This window comes from Enterococcus sp. GPZ-007 (genome assembly GCF_059374735.1).
Map to the genome: position 1 here is coordinate 70,860 of NZ_JCAFYN010000013.1, position 19,018 is coordinate 89,877.

16 protein-coding genes are annotated in these 19,018 nt (G+C 41.0%); 7 read left to right on the forward strand and 9 right to left on the reverse strand.

The annotated features are described in order from the left end of the window. Nucleotides 1-21: 21 nt before the first annotated feature. The 4 genes from AC4J95_RS09020 to AC4J95_RS09035 form a co-directional block, all read right to left on the reverse strand. Nucleotides 22-1,353, reverse strand: a complete 1,332-nt coding sequence (locus tag AC4J95_RS09020; protein WP_316403865.1) for a 6-phospho-alpha-glucosidase — start codon at nucleotides 1,351-1,353, stop codon at nucleotides 22-24. A gap of 24 nt (nucleotides 1,354-1,377) precedes the next feature. Beyond that, on the reverse strand, nucleotides 1,378-2,967 hold the full coding sequence (locus AC4J95_RS09025; protein ID WP_494549591.1) for an alpha-glucoside-specific PTS transporter subunit IIBC: 1,590 nt from the start codon (nucleotides 2,965-2,967) through the stop codon (nucleotides 1,378-1,380). A 510-nt stretch (nucleotides 2,968-3,477) separates the two neighbouring features. Then, a complete protein-coding gene (pta, locus tag AC4J95_RS09030; protein ID WP_316403868.1) occupies nucleotides 3,478-4,458 on the reverse strand; it encodes a phosphate acetyltransferase in 981 nt (326 codons plus the stop codon). Nucleotides 4,459-4,615: 157 nt separating this feature from the next. Beyond that, complete coding sequence (locus AC4J95_RS09035; RefSeq protein ID WP_316403869.1) at nucleotides 4,616-5,296, reverse strand: uracil-DNA glycosylase; 681 nt, start codon at nucleotides 5,294-5,296, stop codon at nucleotides 4,616-4,618. Nucleotides 5,297-5,594: 298 nt separating this feature from the next. Between AC4J95_RS09035 and AC4J95_RS09040 the strand changes: the two genes are divergently transcribed. Next, on the forward strand, nucleotides 5,595-6,458 hold the full coding sequence (locus tag AC4J95_RS09040) for a Cof-type HAD-IIB family hydrolase (protein ID WP_494549592.1): 864 nt from the start codon (nucleotides 5,595-5,597) through the stop codon (nucleotides 6,456-6,458). 24 nt (nucleotides 6,459-6,482) lie between these two features. Beyond that, nucleotides 6,483-7,004, forward strand: a complete 522-nt coding sequence (locus tag AC4J95_RS09045; RefSeq protein WP_316403871.1) for an LURP-one-related/scramblase family protein — start codon at nucleotides 6,483-6,485, stop codon at nucleotides 7,002-7,004. Nucleotides 7,005-7,061: 57 nt separating this feature from the next. Here AC4J95_RS09045 and AC4J95_RS09050 read toward each other — a convergent pair whose 3' ends face one another. Then, the gene (locus AC4J95_RS09050) at nucleotides 7,062-7,667 is read right to left on the reverse strand and encodes a GNAT family N-acetyltransferase (RefSeq protein WP_494549593.1); all 606 of its coding nucleotides are present in this window, start codon (nucleotides 7,665-7,667) and stop codon (nucleotides 7,062-7,064) included. Between the two features lie 138 nt (nucleotides 7,668-7,805). Here AC4J95_RS09050 and AC4J95_RS09055 point away from each other — a divergent pair, with 138 nt between their 5' ends. Together AC4J95_RS09055 and AC4J95_RS09060 are read left to right on the forward strand one after the other, a co-directional pair. Beyond that, the gene (locus AC4J95_RS09055; RefSeq protein ID WP_494549594.1) at nucleotides 7,806-8,873 is read left to right on the forward strand and encodes an endonuclease/exonuclease/phosphatase family protein; all 1,068 of its coding nucleotides are present in this window, start codon (nucleotides 7,806-7,808) and stop codon (nucleotides 8,871-8,873) included. A 298-nt stretch (nucleotides 8,874-9,171) separates the two neighbouring features. Further along, on the forward strand, nucleotides 9,172-10,059 hold the full coding sequence (locus tag AC4J95_RS09060; protein WP_494549595.1) for a GNAT family N-acetyltransferase: 888 nt from the start codon (nucleotides 9,172-9,174) through the stop codon (nucleotides 10,057-10,059). 55 nt (nucleotides 10,060-10,114) lie between these two features. On the opposite strand, the gene AC4J95_RS09065 is transcribed toward AC4J95_RS09060, so the two are convergent. Next, nucleotides 10,115-12,532, reverse strand: coding sequence for a hydroxymethylglutaryl-CoA reductase, degradative (locus AC4J95_RS09065; protein WP_494549596.1), 2,418 nt, complete (start codon nucleotides 12,530-12,532; stop codon nucleotides 10,115-10,117). Between the two features lie 137 nt (nucleotides 12,533-12,669). Between AC4J95_RS09065 and AC4J95_RS09070 the strand changes: the two genes are divergently transcribed. From AC4J95_RS09070 to AC4J95_RS09080, 3 genes are all read left to right on the forward strand, one after another. Further along, entirely contained in the window at nucleotides 12,670-13,821 is a 1,152-nt protein-coding gene (locus tag AC4J95_RS09070) for a hydroxymethylglutaryl-CoA synthase (RefSeq protein WP_494549597.1), read from the forward strand. A 506-nt stretch (nucleotides 13,822-14,327) separates the two neighbouring features. After that, nucleotides 14,328-14,771, forward strand: a complete 444-nt coding sequence (gene nrdI / locus AC4J95_RS09075) for a class Ib ribonucleoside-diphosphate reductase assembly flavoprotein NrdI (RefSeq protein WP_494549598.1) — start codon at nucleotides 14,328-14,330, stop codon at nucleotides 14,769-14,771. Nucleotides 14,772-14,864: 93 nt separating this feature from the next. Further along, a complete protein-coding gene (locus tag AC4J95_RS09080; protein ID WP_494549599.1) occupies nucleotides 14,865-15,770 on the forward strand; it encodes a lactate/malate family dehydrogenase in 906 nt (301 codons plus the stop codon). A 39-nt stretch (nucleotides 15,771-15,809) separates the two neighbouring features. Here the strand turns inward: AC4J95_RS09080 and AC4J95_RS09085 are convergent, their stop codons facing one another. The 3 genes from AC4J95_RS09085 to rsxC form a co-directional block, all read right to left on the reverse strand. Beyond that, a complete protein-coding gene (locus AC4J95_RS09085; RefSeq protein ID WP_494549600.1) occupies nucleotides 15,810-16,370 on the reverse strand; it encodes a histidine phosphatase family protein in 561 nt (186 codons plus the stop codon). Nucleotides 16,371-16,527: 157 nt separating this feature from the next. Continuing rightward, the gene (locus tag AC4J95_RS09090; protein ID WP_494549601.1) at nucleotides 16,528-17,514 is read right to left on the reverse strand and encodes an RnfABCDGE type electron transport complex subunit D; all 987 of its coding nucleotides are present in this window, start codon (nucleotides 17,512-17,514) and stop codon (nucleotides 16,528-16,530) included. A 2-nt stretch (nucleotides 17,515-17,516) separates the two neighbouring features. Further along, nucleotides 17,517-18,830, reverse strand: coding sequence for an electron transport complex subunit RsxC (rsxC, locus tag AC4J95_RS09095; protein ID WP_494549602.1), 1,314 nt, complete (start codon nucleotides 18,828-18,830; stop codon nucleotides 17,517-17,519). Nucleotides 18,831-19,018 lie beyond the last annotated feature (188 nt).

Here is a 19,018-nt window from a genome sequence, read left to right on the forward strand (position 1 = left end):
AATTGCTGTTTTTCATCGCAACTAGCTTAATTCTGGCCAAAATTCTTTATTCGCTTCAATCAGATCATCCAATAATTCTTTGGCGATCCGGGCATTTGGTACGATTCTTGATAGTGCCAATGCTTGATACAATTTTTGATACGATTTTTCCGCCCAAGCTTCAACCACTAATTTTTCAACCGCAACCTGCTGTTCCATCAAGCCTTTTTGAAAACGTGGAATCTTGCCTTGAGTCAATGGTTCTGGTCCGTTACTGCCTACAACACATGGGACTTCTACCATCGCCGTTTCATCAAAGTTGACTATCGCTCCTTCATTTGGCACAATCAGCAGCATTCTTTCATGAGTGTTATAAGCAATTGCGCGTGCAAGGTCGACGATATAACTTGCATGCTCATCAACTTCCAGTGAAGTTCCTTCAGCCGTTCCAGCTTCTGCAATTCGGTCACACTCGCTGAATACGTGCTGCTCACGACCAGCCATCACTTCATTTGCCCGCGTATATTCTGGATTGGCATGAGCAACTTCATCCTGTGGGTAGAAATAATATTTCAAATAAGTATTCGGCAACGTATCTGGATCTAAAGCGTAAACTTCCTTCGCTTTGGCAAAGGTATGCATCCAGCTAGCATCTGTATGCTGAGATGCTTCAATCTCTTCTGGTAATGAATAGCCATGATCTTTAACATGCGCTTTTATTTGCGGCATCAAATCATTGCCTTCTTTATCGCGAATATCTGTCCACCAGCCAAAATGATTCAGACCGTAATAACGAACTTCCATCTCTTTACGTGACTTCAAGCCGATCGAATGCGCCATCCGTTCTTCAATTCCCACTGGCATATCACAAATATTGATGATTTTTGATTCGGGTCTTAATTTTCTGGTCGCCTCAGCCACGATCGCTGCTGGATTAGAATAGTTTAGCATCCAAGCGTCTGGTGAATATTTCTCCATATAATCGACCAACTCTAGCACTCCGCCGATTGAACGCATGCCATAAGCAATCCCGCCAGGGCCACAGGTTTCTTGACCCACAACGCCATACTTCAATGGAATCTTTTCATCTTTTTCACGCATCGCATACAATCCAACACGAATGTGGGCCATCACAAAGTCAACATCGGTAAAGGCCGTTTCCGGATCAGTCGTAGCGACGAACTTGATTTCTGGTGCACGTTCCTTTAATAAAATCTCACAGGCATTTGCTACATGGTCCTGACGCTCTTTTAAATTATCATAGAACTTGATTTGTCTAATTGGGAACTTATCTAAGTTATCCAAAAGCATCAAGACGATCCCCGGGGTAAATGTACTTCCCCCACCTGCAATAACAATTGAAAATTTCTTCATTTCTAAAATCTCTCCTTTAATTTCTTAGTTTTCTGTATCCATCAGTGTTTCAAACTGTTCTCTGACCTGCGGCACATCCAGACCAACGATGACTTGGAAGGCATTCCCATTCCGGACAACTCCATGGGCCCCGCCTGATTTGAAAACGTCATCTGGTTGAACAAGCTTTTCATCTTTGACAGTGATTCGCAAGCGCGTGGCACAGTTATTGACCTTCTCGATGTTTTCTGCCCCGCCAAAGCCGTCTAGATAGACTGCAGCTTGTTCCGTATATTGATTCGCGCCCTCAAGTACAGGTGCGTTGCCGCCTTGTTTTGCTTTGTAATCTTTTTTCGAATAGAGTTTAATATCTTGCGAATTTTCTTCTCGCCCTGGTGTTGCCAGATTGAACTTCAGGATCAAAAATCGGAAAACGAAGAAGTAAATCACAATAAAGGCTAGTCCAATGAAGAGCTGAATAAAGATCATACTCTTATGATTCTGAAACAACGGGATCCAAACCTTCGCCAATAGATCGATGAAGCCTCCGCCCATATCTCCTACAACACCAAACCCATACATGGTTGCCGCCATAGTTGCGGCTAAAAGAGCGTGAACTGCGAAAAGCGGTGGTGATACGAATAGGAAAGTAAATTCTAATGGTTCGGTAATCCCTGCCAAAACTGCGGTTAAGGTTGCTGGAATAAGAATCGCTAAAACTTTCTTTCTATTCTCTGGTTTAGCTGTAAAGTAGAAGGCTGCTGCAATACCAGGAGATGCGAATATCTTAGAGTTGCCATGCAAAGCAAAACCGCCCTCTGGGAACAACTGCTTCAAAGGTGTTGTTGTTTGCGCGAATTCCTGTAAATGTCCCATCCAGTACTTGGTAATTCCTTCTTCGACAACTGCTGGACCATAAACAAATGGTGTATAGATGAAATGATGCAGCCCCGTCGGTATTAGAATTCGTTCCAAAAAGGTGTAGAGCCAAACCCCGAAGATTCCTGCACTCGCTAGAAATCCTTGTAATGATCCGATCCCTTGTTGAACTTTCGGCCAGATCAGGCAAATCAGAAAAGCAATCGGCAGCATCGCGAAGAATCCTAAGATTACAACGAATGACGAGCCTTGGAAGATCCCTAAAAAGTCCGGCAATTTCTTTTCAAAATAGCGATTATGCAGAAAGACAACAATTGCTGAGATAAAAATCGCACCAATAATTCCAGTATCTAGTGTTTTGATTCCACCAATTAATTTAAGACCACTTTCTCCTCCAGGATCAGCTGCAAAATTTACTCTGAAAAAATCGCCGAAGTATTCAAGCATTGAGGAAATAAAATAATTACAGGTGGTATATACAACGAATGCCTCCATCGCCGCTCGAGCATTTGCTTTTTTTGCTAGCCCAATCGATAGCCCGATCACGAATAATAGCTCCATCTGATTGAAGACCGTCCAGGCACCATTTTCTACAATACTCCAAATGGAATACCATGTTGTTCCTTCAGTCGCGATGCTTCCAACAAGCATAGGATTCTTGAAAATGATACAAAGTGCCACCATTATTCCCGAAAATGAGAATAACAACACCGGGGTAAACATCGCCCCTCCAAAGCGCTGAATCTTTTCCATCATGACAAAAACACATCTCCTTCCAATAAGTTTTCTTCTTCCTGTTTACACTTTTGACTATACAGGCTGTAAAAAGCGTTTACAATATTATGGGATAAGCTAGGGAATTTTGTTCCATCCTTGAACTAAAGTGTCTAGCGCTGGGAAATTTCCCAGTTGCTCACAATTAGCTAACTATGGATGAGGTTATTTTTCCACGAATACGATCCGACTATACTTCCCGTACACTAAACTTCCTTAACTAACAGACTTTCCATCAACCTTGCAAACTGCGAAAAGTCGAACTCGCAGCTATCTCTTTTTAAGGTATTCATTTTTCTAAAGTTCAGAAAAATGAGTCTTATTATCGTTTCGCATATCATTCTGCTACACTTCATAATCAGGTTCTTCCTAGATGAAATTAACTGATTTCGATCCTTGTGTACTACGAAAAGCAGAACTGACAAAAAAAGCAAGAATTCGAATGGTCTCGAATTCTTGCTTTACAGTCATTATTATTTTGACAGATGGAGTTTAATCCATCAGTGATTGTGCTGCTGTGATGATTGAAAGTTTGTAAACATCTTCTTCATTTGAACCACGAGAAAGGTCAGAAATTGGTTTGTTCAACCCTTGCAGGATTGGTCCAATTGCTTCAAATCCGCCAAAGCGTTGAGCAATCTTGTACCCGATGTTTCCTGATTGTAATTCAGGAAATACAAAGACAGTTGCTTGTCCAGCTACCTTTGAATCAGGTGCCTTTAATTGTGCGACACCTGGAATGTATGCAGCATCGAATTGTAATTCACCATCAATCAAATAATCTGGCGCCAATTCTTGGGCGATCTTTGTTGCTTCAGCCACTTTTTCTACTTCAGGAGATTTTGCAGATCCTTTAGTTGAGAAGCTCAACATGGACACTTTTGGTTCGATATCGAATAATTCAGCCGTCTTAGCTGATTCTACAGCGATTTCTGCTAATTCCTGTGCAGTTGGATTGACATTGATTGCACAGTCGGAGAATAAATATTTCTCTTGGTCGCGGCCGCGAACCATCAAGAACGCTCCACTTGTACGGCTAATGCCTGGTTTTGTTTTGATAATTTGTAATGCTGGACGAACAGTGTCGCCTGTTGAATGGATCGCTCCAGATACCATTCCATCAGTGATGCCCATATAAGTTAACATTGTACCAAAGTAGTTTTCATCTTTAAGAATTTTTTCAGCGTCTTCCTTACTGACTTTTCCTTTACGACGTTCAACAAACGCTTCGACCATCTCATCCCAACGATCAAAATGATCTGGATCAATGATCGTGAAGTTGCCTAAAGCGATTCCACGAGCGCCAGCAGCTTTCTCGATTTCAGCCAAATTACCAATCAAAACTGGTTCAACTAGTTCCTCTGCTTTTAGACGAGATGCGGCGCCAAGAATACGTGCGTCAGTTGCTTCAGGAAATGCCACTTTAATGTTGCGACGAATAATCTTAAATTTCAAACTATCAAATAGATCCACGATAAAACCTCCAGATATTTATTTCCTATCTATCATACAACAATTCTAATGAAAAGAAAAGGACAGAATAAAACCTCTGTATCACTGATTAAAATCTAGTAAATATGAATTAAGAGGCTTTTCACAAACTGTCTCTATAACAGAAACCGTTGTCATACTACACTGTTTCAGGCAACTGCCAATCAATCGGTGATTCGCCCCATCCGGTCAAGATTTGATTGGTTTTTGAAAATGGTTTTGACCCCAAGAAGCCGCGATGGGCAGATAGTGGCGAAGGATGAACAGATTTGATGATTGCATGCTTAGTCGTATCGATCATCTTGATTTTTTCTTGCGCTGGTTTCCCCCATAAAATGAAGACGATTGGTTTTTCACGTTCATTCAAGCGCTCAATGATTGCATCCGTTAGCTGTTCCCAACCTTGACCGCGATGTGAGTATGCCTGACCCTCACGCACAGTCAATACGGTATTAAGTAGGAGCACACCTTGTTTTGCCCAACTGACAAGATTACCATGTTGAACTGGAGGAATTCCTAAATCACTTTGCATCTCCTGATAGATGTTCCGTAATGAAGGAGGAATCTTCACCCCCGGCTGTACAGAAAAAGATAAGCCATGGGCTTGATCGATTCCGTGATAAGGGTCTTGTCCTAAAATCACGACTTTGACTTGATCATATGGCGTTAATTCGAGTGCCTCAAAAATATGATACATATCAGGATGGATTTTTTGGGTACTGTACTCTTGCTTCAAAAATTCCCGCAGCTTCAAATAGTATGGTGCTTGAAACTGATCGGCTAAAACATTTTGCCAATCATTATGGATGATTTCTTTCATGTTTGACACTCCTTAATCGTATTAATGTATTAATTTTTCTTTCAGAAAAATTAGTTTGATGCTCATGCCGTATACCATTCTGCTAACTATTTCTTACCATAACACGAGTAACATTTAAGGATTGACCTTTGAACAAAGTGAACTGCGAAAAGCAGAACTGGCATCCTCTATCTCCGATATTAATTCTGGATACCGAACTGTGCAAATAATTCTTTTTAAAGAATAATCTCGACATGGTTATCCGCTCTGGGATTATGGTACACTATCCGTGTATGATAGGAAAGCTAGGTGAATAATTTTGATAAAACTCATTGCCTCTGATATGGACGGTACACTGTTGAACGATCAAATGCAAGTCCCGACAGCAAATATCGAAGCCATTCAGAAAGCTCAAGCTCAAGGAATTGAATTTATTACAGCAACTGGACGCGGAATGAGCCATGCTAAAATCTCATTAGATGAAGCAGACATCCATGTCCCGATGATTTTATTAAACGGCGCTCATGTTGTGAATGCTGAACGAGAAACGATTTTTACGATTCCGATCGGCAAAGAAAAAACGTTTGAAGTCATGGATGCTCTTGAAAATGCCGATCTTTATTATGAGATTTTTACTGCTGAACATGTCTATTCTTCAAATCAGCCGATGCGGATCGAGTTTTTCTCTGAGCATATAATGGATAGAACGCCAGGTATTTCTAAAAAGATGGCGATTGCCGCTTCTTCTCGACATTTATCGCTGACGCCGATCACTTTTGTTAAGGATATGCGCCAAACGCTCATTGATAATGACGAAGATGTGCTAAAAATCATCGCCTTTGATAAAAATGGACCCGAGCAACTTAAGGTGGTCACGAGTGAATTAGAAAAAATGGGTGACCTTGCGATTGCAGCTTCTGAATTGACTAATATTGAAATCAATCATGTCAATGCGCAAAAAGGCATCGCATTAAAACAGTTCGCTGAAGAACGCGGCTTTAACGCGGATCAAGTGATGGCCTTAGGCGATAATTTTAATGATGTCAGTATGCTGACATATGCTGGTACCAGCTTTGCAATGGGCAATGCCGCACCGGCGATCAAAAAAATTGCGAAGCATGTCACTGATACGAATGAAGAAAATGGAGTAGCAACGGCAATCGATCGAATCCTTTCTGAATAATAAAAATCAAAAGGTGTGAGTAACATGACTGAATTTTTTATTCAAGAAAAACAATTAAGTTCCACCACACGAACGATCGTCAAAGATAACAAAGGTGTCCCGCTGTATTTAATGGTAGGTCATTGGGGACGAAAAGGAAACGTCCTCTCGCTCTATGCAATGGACGGTCATATCGTAGCCTATATCAAGCAAGCCAGTGTGATCTTTGGCCGCAAATTTGAGATTTATTATGAGCACACAAAGGTTGGTGTGCTTCATAAAATTTTTCATTGGCCAGGGGATTTTTACTACATACAGCAGCTTCACTGGGCAGTCTATGGAGATATTTACAACCATAAATACAAAATTAATCACTTTAACCAATCGATTATGACTATGGATAAAGCCACTCTGTTGACTGGCGATTTCTACGTCTTAGATGTCACGAATCCAGATGATGCACCAATATGTATTTGTGTGGCAGCGATCATGGATTACTGGCTTTATAATCGCAATAGAAATAAGGAACCAGAAACAATTTTAGAAGTCACATTTTCACAGAATTAAGTAAAACGGCTAAAACTTTGATTAAAAGTTTTAGCCGTTTTCTATCTCCAAAGTCTTTCATAAATCGTTTGAACTGTGACGCTTAATTCGATCAAATCCTTTGACCTCTCGCTGCATATGATCATACAAATGGCCGCTGATCATTATTTCACCGACGTCTTTAAACCCATCGCGCAAATACAAGCGCTTAGCATTCGGATTGGCTTTATCTACATTTAGACCAATAACTTTTTCGCCTTCATGAGTCGCTAGACGATCCACTGCTGTTAATAGTTTTGATCCTATTCCCTGTCCGCGGAATTTTTCATCAACAGCAATCGAATCCAAATACCATTCATTTGGAAAGGCTTCTGGATCGATAAACATCTGAACATCTTCAGTGATCCCTTGTGATCGCAAATAATTTTCCAATGGCAAATCAATGATTGCTTCTTTGTTGGCGGGATAACCGAAAACGGCTCCCGCGATCTCACCGTCAATCTCTTCAACTAATCCTCGTGCATAGCCAAAACGGTAAGTCGGATCTTCGAAGCAGGCCGCGATAACTTCCAGAGCTTTCTCTTCACCGAAGTCATCTAAAAAATCTAGCTCCATATCTTTTAAAATAACCAGTATTAGTTTGGCAACGGCTGCTCCATCTTCTTTTTTGGCAAATCGAATCATTTTAAAACCTCGCTTTTAATAACGTTTATTCCCTACCCTCTAGTGTACCACGAGAAAAATTATTTCGAAAGCCAGGAACTTTGTGAATGCTTGAAAGTCTGCTATGATATTTTTGAATGGAAGACTAGGAGGAGTAACATGAAAAAAATACTGAAGATTGTTTTGGGGATCATCATTGCAATCATCGTGGTCTTGGGCGGCTATTTGATTTACTTATTCGCTAGCTATGACCGTCAATCAGATAACATCACCCTGAAGCCTGATAATCAGCATAATCAAGCGTTAGAAACGAATAAAACTTATCGAGCAATGAGTCACAATATTGGGTATGGCTCATATCCCCCAAGCTACAGCTTCTTTATGGATGGCGGGAAGTATTCGCGCGCATACGACCAAGAGACTGTTAACCAAAATATGCAGGGAATCGTCGGCACAACTAAAGAGCTGAAACCGACCTTTGCTTTCTATCAAGAAGTCGATCAAGACGGTGATCGCTCGCAACATGTGGATGAAGTGGCTTATTTGAAGAAACACTTAGCAGACTACAACAGTCTTTATGGACAGAATTATGATTCATCTTACTTATTTTACCCGTTCACTGATCCAATTGGGCAAGCAAAATCCGGCTTGGTCACTTTGAGTCAAGCTGAGATCACCAGCAGTAAACGTTATTCCCTGCCGATCGAAACAAATTTCAATAAATTTTTCGATTTGGATCGTGCCTTCACTGTCAGCCGCGTTCCAGTCAAAGGTGGTCATGAATTCATTGCGATCAATACGCATTTATCGGCCTTTACTAAAGATCGCTCTATCCAAGCAGCGCAGTTGAAGAAGATTTTTGATGTAATGGAAAGTGAATATAAAAAAGGCAACTACGTATTAGTCGCTGGCGATTATAATCATGATGTTTTAGGCAATAGTCCGGAAGTCTTCGATACAAGCAAGAAACGGGAAACGTGGACGCATCCATTTCCAAAGGATCAATTACCTGTTGGCTTTCATCTTCCTACTGGTAAACTAGCTGAAGAAAAAATACCGTCTGCTCGGGCGTTGAACGAACCCTACAAAGAGGGAAAGACTTATACTACTCTGATTGATGGTTTTCTCGTTTCAGATAATATCAATGTAGAGGCTGTTCATGTCAAAGATATGCAGTTTAAATATTCCGATCATAATCCGGTGTATTTAGATTTTGATTTAAAATAATTAAACAGCAGAAACTTTTAAGCTAAAAAGTTTCTGCTGTTTTTTTCACTAATTGATTTTGCTTACTCCCCTTGTTACAATTATAGAAACAACGAAAAGGACTGTTTTCAATGCGACATTTTGTCTTCAATATCCGCACGATTGCTTTACTCAAAACCAGGAAACTACTGTAGATGAAGCATTGTTTGGAGTAACATAAAGATTGTTTCATCGCCCTTTTTTAAGAGCAGAATTAGGTGCTCTTTATTTAGTGTGGTTTAAAAATGATCTTTATCGATAAAATTGGAGGAAGAATGAAATGTTGAATATTAAGCAAGTTAATCAAAATAACAAAAATGACATTGAAGCGATGATGGTAGTTTGGGAATCTTCTGTAGTTGCGACCCACACTTTTTTGACCGCAAACGACATTGAAGCGCTAAAACCCAAAGTGAGAAAATATCTACAATCGATTGAACATCTCCATGGTTATTACGATCAAGAAATCTTAGGATTTATCGGCGTTGAACACGAAAAAGTAGAGATGCTGTTTATCAGCGGAGAAGCTAGAGGAAAAGGTATCGGAAAGAAACTGCTTCAATTCGCGATCGATTCTCTAAAAGTAAAGTATGTCGACGTGAATGAACAAAACTCACAAGCGTTAGGTTTTTACCAGCATATGGGTTTTCATGTAATGGATCGATCTGAATTTGATGAGCAAGGCATGGCTTTTCCCATTTTACATCTTAAAAAAATGCGGATCGAAGAAGTTGTTTCTAATAAGAAAAAATTTTTAGACCTGCTTCTTTTAGCTGATCCGCAGGAAGACATGATTGACCGTTACCTTGATGACGGCCGCATGTTTGTTTTATATGATGATGATTTGAAGTGCTCGGCCGTTGTCACAGAGTTGAATGAACAGGAATGTGAGCTGAAAAATATCGCGACTGTCCCAGCCGCACATGGACAAGGCTATGGCAGAGCAATGATTCAGTTTTTATTCCATGAATTTCTAGGTAATTATCAAACGATGTATGTCGGAACTGGCGATGAGCCTGGGATACTGGACTTTTATAAAAAAAGCGGATTCCACGAATCGCATCGCATGAAGAATTTTTTCACAGATAATTACCACGAACCGATCATTGACCAAGGGGTACAATTAGTCGATATGGTTTATCTGAGGGCTGATTTCAAGAAGTTTTAGCAAAAAAGGGGTAAGATCACGAAAATTGATCTTACCCCTTTTTATATCGACTATTTTATGCTTGGCGAAGCTGCTTGATAATAGTCTCAGCTGTTGCAAGGTTCATTTGCTCGGAACGGCGTAATAACCTAGACACTTGAGGAATTTCATTTTCAGTAGCTCCTGCTGTAATAGCCAGTGAACGACTCTGCATCGCCATATGTCCTTTTTGGATTCCGTCGGTCACTAAGGCACGGACCGCTGCCAGATTTTGTGCTAATCCGACAGCTACAATCATCTCACCTAACTCCGCAGCAGATGTAACCTCTAATAGTTTCAAACTCAGTTGAGCTTTTGGTAAGACTTTGGTCGCGCCGCCGACAATCCCGACTTTCATCGGTAAAGTCAGTTTCCCAACTAGTTTATCCTCTTTGATAGACCAATCAGTTAATCCCTCATAACGCCCATTTCGAGCAGCATAGGCATGACAGGCTGCTGCAACAGCACGTGTATCATTTCCAGTTGCCAGGACCACTGCGTCAATACCATTCATGATCCCTTTGTTATGGGTTGCTGCACGATATGGATCGAGTTTGCTGTATTCGCTGGCAGCAGCGATCTTTTCCGCTATCTCTGGTGTTAGCTGCTTTATAGGAATCTCACAGCGTGCCTCAATCAACGATTCTGTCGCATAGTTGCTCAAAATGCTGAACAAGATATCCGCATTAGGAATCAATTGTCTCAACTCTTGCGCTACAGCCTCCAACATCGTATTCAGAATATTGGCGCCCATTGCATCTTTCGTATCAACGACTAAATCAAGTGAAAGATACCCTTCTTCAAAAGTCCGCACGTTGATTGACTGCAGACCACCTCCACGTTGATAAATCGAAGGATAACTTTTTTCAGCTGCAGCAAAAAGAAGTTTTTTATTTTCATTTATCGTTTCGTTTACTGTTTCAAAATCTTTGATATTACGTAAAACAACTTGACCAACCATATCTTGATTGATTACACGAGTTTGAAATCCTCCAGCTTTTGCGATGATCTTTCCAGCATTGCTAGCTGCCGCAATCACGGAAGGCTCTTCGGTAGCCATCGGGATTAGTTTTTTTTTTCCATTAATGACAAAGTTCTGCGCGACGCCTAAAGGGATCGAACATTCGCTGAGTTGGTTTTCAATCAAGTTATTCGCGATCTTTTCCGGTAAAACCGTTTCAGATTCTAATTGCGCTGCCTCATGGGCGGATAACTTTTTTTCCTTCACCAGCTTTGCTAAGCGTTCAGTTCGGGTCATCTGGTAGAATTTTTTTTTTGCGGTTTCTTGATCCTCTGCTTTCGTGATCATTAAGGCCAAACCTAAACCGCCGCCGATACAAAGACTAGCTACACCACGTTGCTTGTCTTCTTGGATTAATTCTGACACTAGTGTTGCTACGATACGTGTACCGCTGGCGCCGATGGGATGTCCTAAAGCAATCGCACCGCCATAAGTGTTGATCTTTTGATCTGATAATTTTAGTTCTTTTTGCACCGCCACTGAAGCTGCCGCAAAAGCTTCATTGATTTGGAACGTATCAATTTCATCGATTGTACGATTGACTCTTTTTAATAATTTATTGATCGCTGAAACAGGCGCCATTCCCATAATACTTGGATCAATCCCCACTTCGCTGTAATCATTGATGACAGCCAGATAGGCTAATCCTTGTTCGATGGCATAAGCTTTTGAAGCGATGACGATCGCTGCAGCACCATCATTTAATGTTGAAGCATTAGCAGCTGTTACAACACCATCTTCTTTAAAAGCTGGTTTCAATGAACTGATTTTCTCTAATGTCGAATCAAAGCGGATCCCTTCGTCCTCTCGCAGCGTACTTCCATCTGCCAATGCGACTGGAACTATCTCTGATTCAAATTTTCCATCTTTGCTTGATTTTGCCGCCTTCATTTGTGATTCGTAGGCATACTGATCTTGCATTTCACGAGTAATATTGTACTCACTCGCAACTTTTTCTGCTGTCAGTCCCATGTGTTTACCACTAAAGGCATCGGTCAAGCCATCATAAATCATGCTTGATTTTGGCTCTTGCCATTCCTGTGTGGCATAATCGAAACTCGTTACTTTGGGTGCTTGAGACATATTTTCTGTCCCACCAGCAACAACGACTTGCGCTTCGCCTAATTGAATCTGCTGCATTCCGAAAATGATCGATTTCATGCCGGAGCCGCAAACTTCATTGATCGTGGTCGCAGGGATTTCATATGGTACCCCTGCTTTAACAGCTGACTGACGTGCCACATTTTGTCCATTACCTGCTTGTAAAACATTCCCCATAAACACTTGTTCCACTTGATCTGCCTTGATTTCCGCGCGTTTGATCGCCTCTTTTATTGCGATCGCACCGAGCTCGACGGCTGAGACGTCTGCTAGTTTGCCTTTATATCTGCCAATTGGTGTTCGTACAGCGCTCAAAATAACTATTTCTTCCAAGGGTGCACCTCCAATGTTATCTTTAAAAATCAGATGTAAGTATAGCATAGATAGTTTTATAATTTCTTAAGATTCAAACTTAACTAATTATGACCTTTCTATGATATATTTACCTTTGGAAGAAAAGGAGGAGCAATATGAATATAGGGATTGATAAAATCAGTTTTCACGTACCAAATTATTATCTTGATATGACGGACCTAGCAAACGCCCGTGAGACTGACCCCAACAAATTTCACATTGGTCTTGGACAAGATCAGATGGCAATTATTCCTGAGACACAAGACATCGTTACTTTAGGGGCAAGTGCTGCTGCAAAAATTCTTACAGATGAAGACAAAAAAGACATCGACATGGTAATCGTCGGAACTGAATCGAGTACCGACTTCTCAAAATCTGCTGCCGTAATCATTCATGGTCTGTTAGATATTCAACCATTTGCTCGTTCATTTGAAATAAAACACGCCTGCTACGGCGGAACTGCCGCTTTACAACAGGCTCACGATTATGTCACCTTACATCCCGATCGCAAAGTTTTAGTGATTGCAGCTGATATTGCCAAGTACGGGTTAGGTACTGGCGGCGAGCCAACTCAAGGCTGCGGAGCTGTTGCTATGCTGATCACCAAAGAACCAAAATTATTGGCCTTTAATAATGACAGTGTCTTCTACTCAGAAGATGTCTATGATTTTTGGCGGCCAGCCGGTCATGACTACCCATTAGTGGATGGTCATATGTCCAATCAAGTTTATATTGATTCATTCACTCGCATTTGGGCGCAAAATAAAAAAGTGAATCAGACAGACAGCACGGACTATGCTGCCTTGAATTTCCACTTGCCTTATACGAAAATGGGACGTAAAGCTCTACGTGCAATCTTCCCAGAAATGCCTGAAGCAGAACAGCAACGACTAGAAGCTCGTTATGATGAAGCCGTTGTGTACAGCCGTACAGTCGGAAACCTTTATACTGGTTCGTTATACCTTGGCTTATTATCATTGCTGGACAACAGCGATTTGAATGCTGGTGATCGCATCGGGATGTTCAGTTATGGTTCCGGAGCCGTAAGTGAATTCTTCTCTCTAACCTTGATGGATGGATATAAGCAGCATCTGAATAGCAAAGAAAACCAAGCGCTGCTCGCAGAACGTAATCAGCTTTCGGTGGATGAATATGAAAAGATGTTCAGTGAAAAATTACCGACTGATGGAGAAACGTATACGTTCTCTGATCCGACTGATTATGCTATCAACAAGATCAGCGGCGATATTCGTTACTACAATAAATAAATCATCGAAAAAGGCCAGCTGAGTGATCAGCTGGCCCTTTTTTAGGCACAAAAATAATCTAGCAGGTCTAATGGCTAAGTGTTTTTTCTTCATTCCAGATTGCTGGAATATTTACACCCTTTTCTAGGTCTTAAACGTCTTTTTGTTTGAATTTCGTTTAAGCCTCACCATTAAGTGGAGAAATGGTTCTACTGTCTACATTTCTCTTCCCCGCTAGATTAGAATAACTTGGTAAGGAGACTTCAAATCCCTACTTCCTTTCTGCCATTTCGGCATTCACTTTGAAATGAACACTGCTTCCGTTCATTCCTGTTGTATCATTTTACAACCTTAGGGACCTACCCCTTACACCTATATTTATACCATATTTTAAGATTTTTTGCAACCGTTTACACTCTCGCTTAACTATCTTTTTTCGTGTTATAATCTTGAAGTTGGAGCTGTCATTGTGACCTAATTTTTTTGTTAAAAGTACGGTCGTTATCAAATTTAGGAGGAATTCATTTATGAATATTTTGTATATATCGATTTCAGGAAATACTCGAGCATTTGTCAAACGTTTGGAGGCGTATGCTGAAGAACAACATCAGCTAGATTCAGCAAATCCTTTAATTTCATCTAAGGAAATCTCAGAAAACAGTCCCTTCACAGTCGAGACTGATCCCTTTTTTACTTTCGTTCCAACATATCTGGAAGGCGGCAATGGGGTTGATAATGGGGATACTGAAATCCTCACTGAGGTTATGCGTGAGTATCTTGAATATGAGGATAACTACAAAAAATGTCTTGGTGTTGTCGGCAGCGGGAATAAGAATTTCAATTACCAGTATTGCTTAACTGCGAAACAATATAGCGAAGCTTTTGGCTTTCCCTTCTTAGCGGATTATGAACTGAGAGGTACCTCAGCTGACTGTGAACGCGTGTATCAAATTCTAAAAGACAAGACATAAAATTAATCATTTACTAATTATTCTATTGACTTTTTCTCATGTTAAGGGCATTCTTTTAAAAATGGTAAATTCTATGAGAGAGGCGTGTTGCAATTGAGAAAAGTCGCAATTATTGGAGTAGGACATGTGGGAAGTACGACAGCCTATACCTTGATTTCAAAAAATATAGTGGATGAATTGGTTCTATTTGATTCAAAGGATAATATTTTACAAGCAGAGCTGAACGATCTAATGGATGGACAAATGGAGCAAAATAATCAAGTTCGACTAATTGGTCCAAATGTGGCTGAACTGGCAGACACGGATGTGATTATTTTTTCTGCTGGAGACATCTCCATTTTCGAAGGAAACCCCGATCGATTCGCTGAATTGAATTTGACTAAAACAATCGTGGAAGAATGGGCACCAATTATCAAGGAGTCAGGCTTTAAAGGAATCATATTGAATATCACGAATCCTTGTGATGTGATTACTCAATATTTGCAGGAGCTTACAGGTTTCCCTCGCGAACGAGTCTTCGGTACAGGAACCTCATTAGACACTGGTCGAATGAAGCATGCGGTTAGTAAAAGTATGAAGGTACATCCTTCGGCCATTGATGGTTACGTCATCGGAGAACATGGTGAAAGCCAATTTGTCGCTTGGTCCAGTGTTCGGATCGGCGGCGTGCCAATTACTGAATCGTTGAAGGCTGAAAAACTAAAAGCATTGGATGAGGCTGCTCGTGATGGGGGTTGGGTTACCTTTAGAGGGAAGGGCTACACCTCTTATGGTATCGCGATTCAAGCCGTACGAATCGTTGAAGCGATTTTAAATGATAATCACCTTGTTGTACCGGTCAGTCATTATCGCTCGGCTGAGAGCTGCTACGTTGGCTCTCCTGCGAAGGTTTCGCAACAAGGGATCAGTGAAAGCTTTCCATTGAACCTTTCAGAATCCGAACAGAAAAAATGGCAGCATACGATCCAAACGATTCATTCCATGCATGAAACGATATAAAGATAAAGCAAAAAGGCAGGACCCCCAAGTCCTGCCTTTTTATGCGCTTTTATTGATAGCAACAATTTTATTCCAATTAAATCCGATCAACTTTGCATTAGGTGTTCGATAGTTGAAGACTTTTTCATTTTCTAAAGGTTCAAAATAATTTTTGATCGCGCGGATCACAGAGTTGTGACATACCAGTAAATAGGTATTATCTGAATCTTGCTCCAGCTCTCCCAACAACGGAACGATCCGAGCATAAACATCCATCAAGGACTCGCCATTTGGATAACGCACTGCAAATTGGGTGCGGAGTTTTAGGTAGGCTGGCTGTTCATCGCTCGTTCCATCATAATCGCCATAATCAAGTTCAATCAATCGGTCATCAACACGCATCGGTAACTGATTTTCCTCGCTTACGATTCGTGCTGTTTCACGTGCTCTTTCTAATGGGGAATGAATGATCTGAGTAATGGGTGCCTCCAGCTTGGCCACTTCTTCTGCCAATAAAGCCGCTTGCTGATAACCTGCTTCCGACAAAGCAATATCGCTTCTGCCAGTAATAATCCCCTGTTTATTCCATTCGGTTTCTCCATGTCGTGCTACATAAAGCAAATAAAACAATCCTCTCTATCATGAAAACTGAAAAATCTCGTAATAAAGATTTACGTGATTTTCAAAATATTTCGTATAATAAACTGGTAATAGCCAGTGACTTTACCACTTTATCATTAGAATGAAAGAACGTCTACTTTTTTACTGAAAATAATTGCTAGTTTTTCACACCATATGCTCGTGGAATAATCAGGTGATCAATCAGCGGAACAGAACAGTTCATAATTAATAAAATGAAGGTCATTCCCTCTGGCATTGAACTGAAGGTTCTCCATGCCATCAGCAATACTCCGCAGCAAATGCCGTAAATAATTTCTCCTCTAGATGTTGTAGGTGAGGTACTGTAATCTGTTGCCATGAAGAAGGCTCCTAACATTGTTGCTCCGCCAAAAACATGAGCAAATACAACCGTCGTGTCGCCTTTTCCGATTATAAGCGCAATGACGATTACTGTACCAATCATGCAAAGAGGAATATGCCAAGTGATCACTTTTTTATATAGTAGGAATAGTCCGCCTAAAAGTAGTAGGATTGCTGTTGTTTCCGCATTCTTCCCTGCAATCAAACCTGTCAAACTGTCAAGCATCTGACTACCACTTAAGCTTTCACCAGCTTTTGTTTGCATTAACGGTGTGGCTGAAGAAACAACGTCTAACCCACCTGTAGAAAAAAGTGGCTGAGGCTTTACATTGGCTGACATTTCCTTTACAAAAACCAGCCTTAAGACCGCACGACCAGTTAAAGCCGGATTCAACAAATTGCGACCGATTCCGCCAAAAAATTCTTTTGCAACGATGATGCCGATTGCTCCGCCTAGAACGGGATACCACAATGGAACACTTGCCGGCAGACTCATCGCCAGCAAAACACCCGTCACTGCCGCTGAATAATCTTTGGGTAAAGTATTTTTTCGAAACTTAAACCAAAGGAATTCTGCGAGCAAGCAAGTTCCGATCGCAAATAAATATAGAAGCAGCGAACGGATGCCAAAGAATATAATCGATGCGATCACACTAGGCAGCAATGCTAGTAGTACTAGCTGCATGATGCGATCTGTTTTTTCGTGAAACAACAAATGAGGCGACGCTTCCATCATGGGATAACGTGAGCTGCGCAGATCTTCAAAAGAATGGTTTTCGTTCATAGCTATGCCTGCCTTTCTTTGAGCTTTTGCTGCCCAGCAACGATATGTTCAGCTAAATGTCGGCGTGCTGGACAAATGTAGGTACAGCAGCCGCAATTAATACAGCTGTCTACATAAAGCTTCTCCAAACGATCCCAATTTTCTTTCAAATAGCTTTTTTCAAGCTGATGAGGCAAAAGACCGATTGGACAAACATCGACACAGCGAGCACATAGGATGCAAGGACTTGGTGTACTGTCTTCATCGTGGGTTTCATTAATGACGATCAGCCCATTTGCTGATTTCGTCAGAGAAGCAGCCAGCGTATCCACCGTTTTTCCCATCATAAAACCGCCCGTAATGATCTTAGAGGGTTTCCCTTCAAAGCCATTACAAAAATCGATCATATCTTCGATTGAAGTGCCGATTGGAAAATAAACATTCTTTTGCTTTTTTACATCTCCTACCACTGAGCAGATTCGATGACTCAAGGGAATTCCCGGATCAATCGCTTCGTAAACAGCCGCTGTCGTCGCTACATTGATGATCAAATAACCCAGGTCTCGCGTTGATCCATCTGCCGGAGCTTCTTTGCCGGTGAGGACTTTGAAAAGCATCTCGGTACTACCTTGGGGGTACACAGATGGGACTTCAACCACCGAAAGCTGCGGAACAGTTTGACATAATTTTCTCATGACTTCGATTGCTTCTTGCTTATCATCCTCGATTGCAATGATTCCTTCTTTTGCCGCTACCGCCTTCAGTACCAATTCGCAACCTTTGAGCAGCTTCTTCCCCTGAGTAACCATTAACGCTGCATCAGCCATTAATAATGGTTCACATTCTGCGCCATTGAAAATACAGGTATGGATATCTTCTTTAGGATTAAGTTTTACATGGCTAGGAAAGGTCGCTCCGCCCAAACCAACTACGCCTGCTGCTTCGACCCGCTCAACGATCATTTCTGGAGTTAACTCATCGATTGTTTCATGATGGATCTCACGAGGTTCTTCACGAAAATCATTTTCGATAATCACGCAGGTCATCTCATCTCCTTGACCTTGATCGATCTCTTTTACGCCGATAATCTTACCAGAGATGCTTGCATGAACATTCGCGCCTAAGCCCTCACCCATTTTGGCAATCGGCTGTCCTAAAAAGACTTTGTCGCCAACAGAAACGATTACTTCCGCAGGATCTCCAATATGCTGCTGAACTGGGATATAGACTTTTTTAGGATGGATACTCTCCACATTTTTATAATTATCTATTCCTCTCAGATGCAAGGCTGAATCTTGATGCAAATCAATGCCGCCTTTAAATACTCGCTTAACCATCACATTCCTCCAATATTCTTCGTAATTTTAGTATAACATGAACATTTTTTAGCTAAAAATAATAACCTATTATCCAAAATCGCAAATCTGATAATAAAAAAAGTTACCACAGTGTTTTTATACACCGCAGCAACTTTGTCTGTAAAATAAAAAAAGACCATCCACAACGTGAATAGTCATAATTGCGT

What these genes read in the sequence shown, in the direction of transcription:
- AC4J95_RS09020 (WP_316403865.1), bottom strand. Translation starts at nt 1,353, where the DNA reads ATGAAGAAATTTTCAATTGTTATTGCAGGTGGGGGAAGTACATTTACC.
- AC4J95_RS09025 (WP_494549591.1), bottom strand. Translation starts at nt 2,967, where the DNA reads ATGATGGAAAAGATTCAGCGCTTTGGAGGGGCGATGTTTACCCCGGTG.
- AC4J95_RS09035 (WP_316403869.1), bottom strand. Translation starts at nt 5,296, where the DNA reads ATGAAAGAAATCATCCATAATGATTGGCAAAATGTTTTAGCCGATCAG.
- AC4J95_RS09045 (WP_316403871.1), top strand. Translation starts at nt 6,483, where the DNA reads ATGACTGAATTTTTTATTCAAGAAAAACAATTAAGTTCCACCACACGA.
- AC4J95_RS09050 (WP_494549593.1), bottom strand. Translation starts at nt 7,667, where the DNA reads ATGATTCGATTTGCCAAAAAAGAAGATGGAGCAGCCGTTGCCAAACTA.
- AC4J95_RS09055 (WP_494549594.1), top strand. Translation starts at nt 7,806, where the DNA reads ATGAAAAAAATACTGAAGATTGTTTTGGGGATCATCATTGCAATCATC.
- AC4J95_RS09060 (WP_494549595.1), top strand. Translation starts at nt 9,172, where the DNA reads ATGTTGAATATTAAGCAAGTTAATCAAAATAACAAAAATGACATTGAA.
- AC4J95_RS09070 (WP_494549597.1), top strand. Translation starts at nt 12,670, where the DNA reads ATGAATATAGGGATTGATAAAATCAGTTTTCACGTACCAAATTATTAT.
- nrdI (WP_494549598.1), top strand. Translation starts at nt 14,328, where the DNA reads ATGAATATTTTGTATATATCGATTTCAGGAAATACTCGAGCATTTGTC.
- AC4J95_RS09090 (WP_494549601.1), bottom strand. Translation starts at nt 17,514, where the DNA reads ATGAACGAAAACCATTCTTTTGAAGATCTGCGCAGCTCACGTTATCCC.
- rsxC (WP_494549602.1), bottom strand. Translation starts at nt 18,830, where the DNA reads ATGGTTAAGCGAGTATTTAAAGGCGGCATTGATTTGCATCAAGATTCA.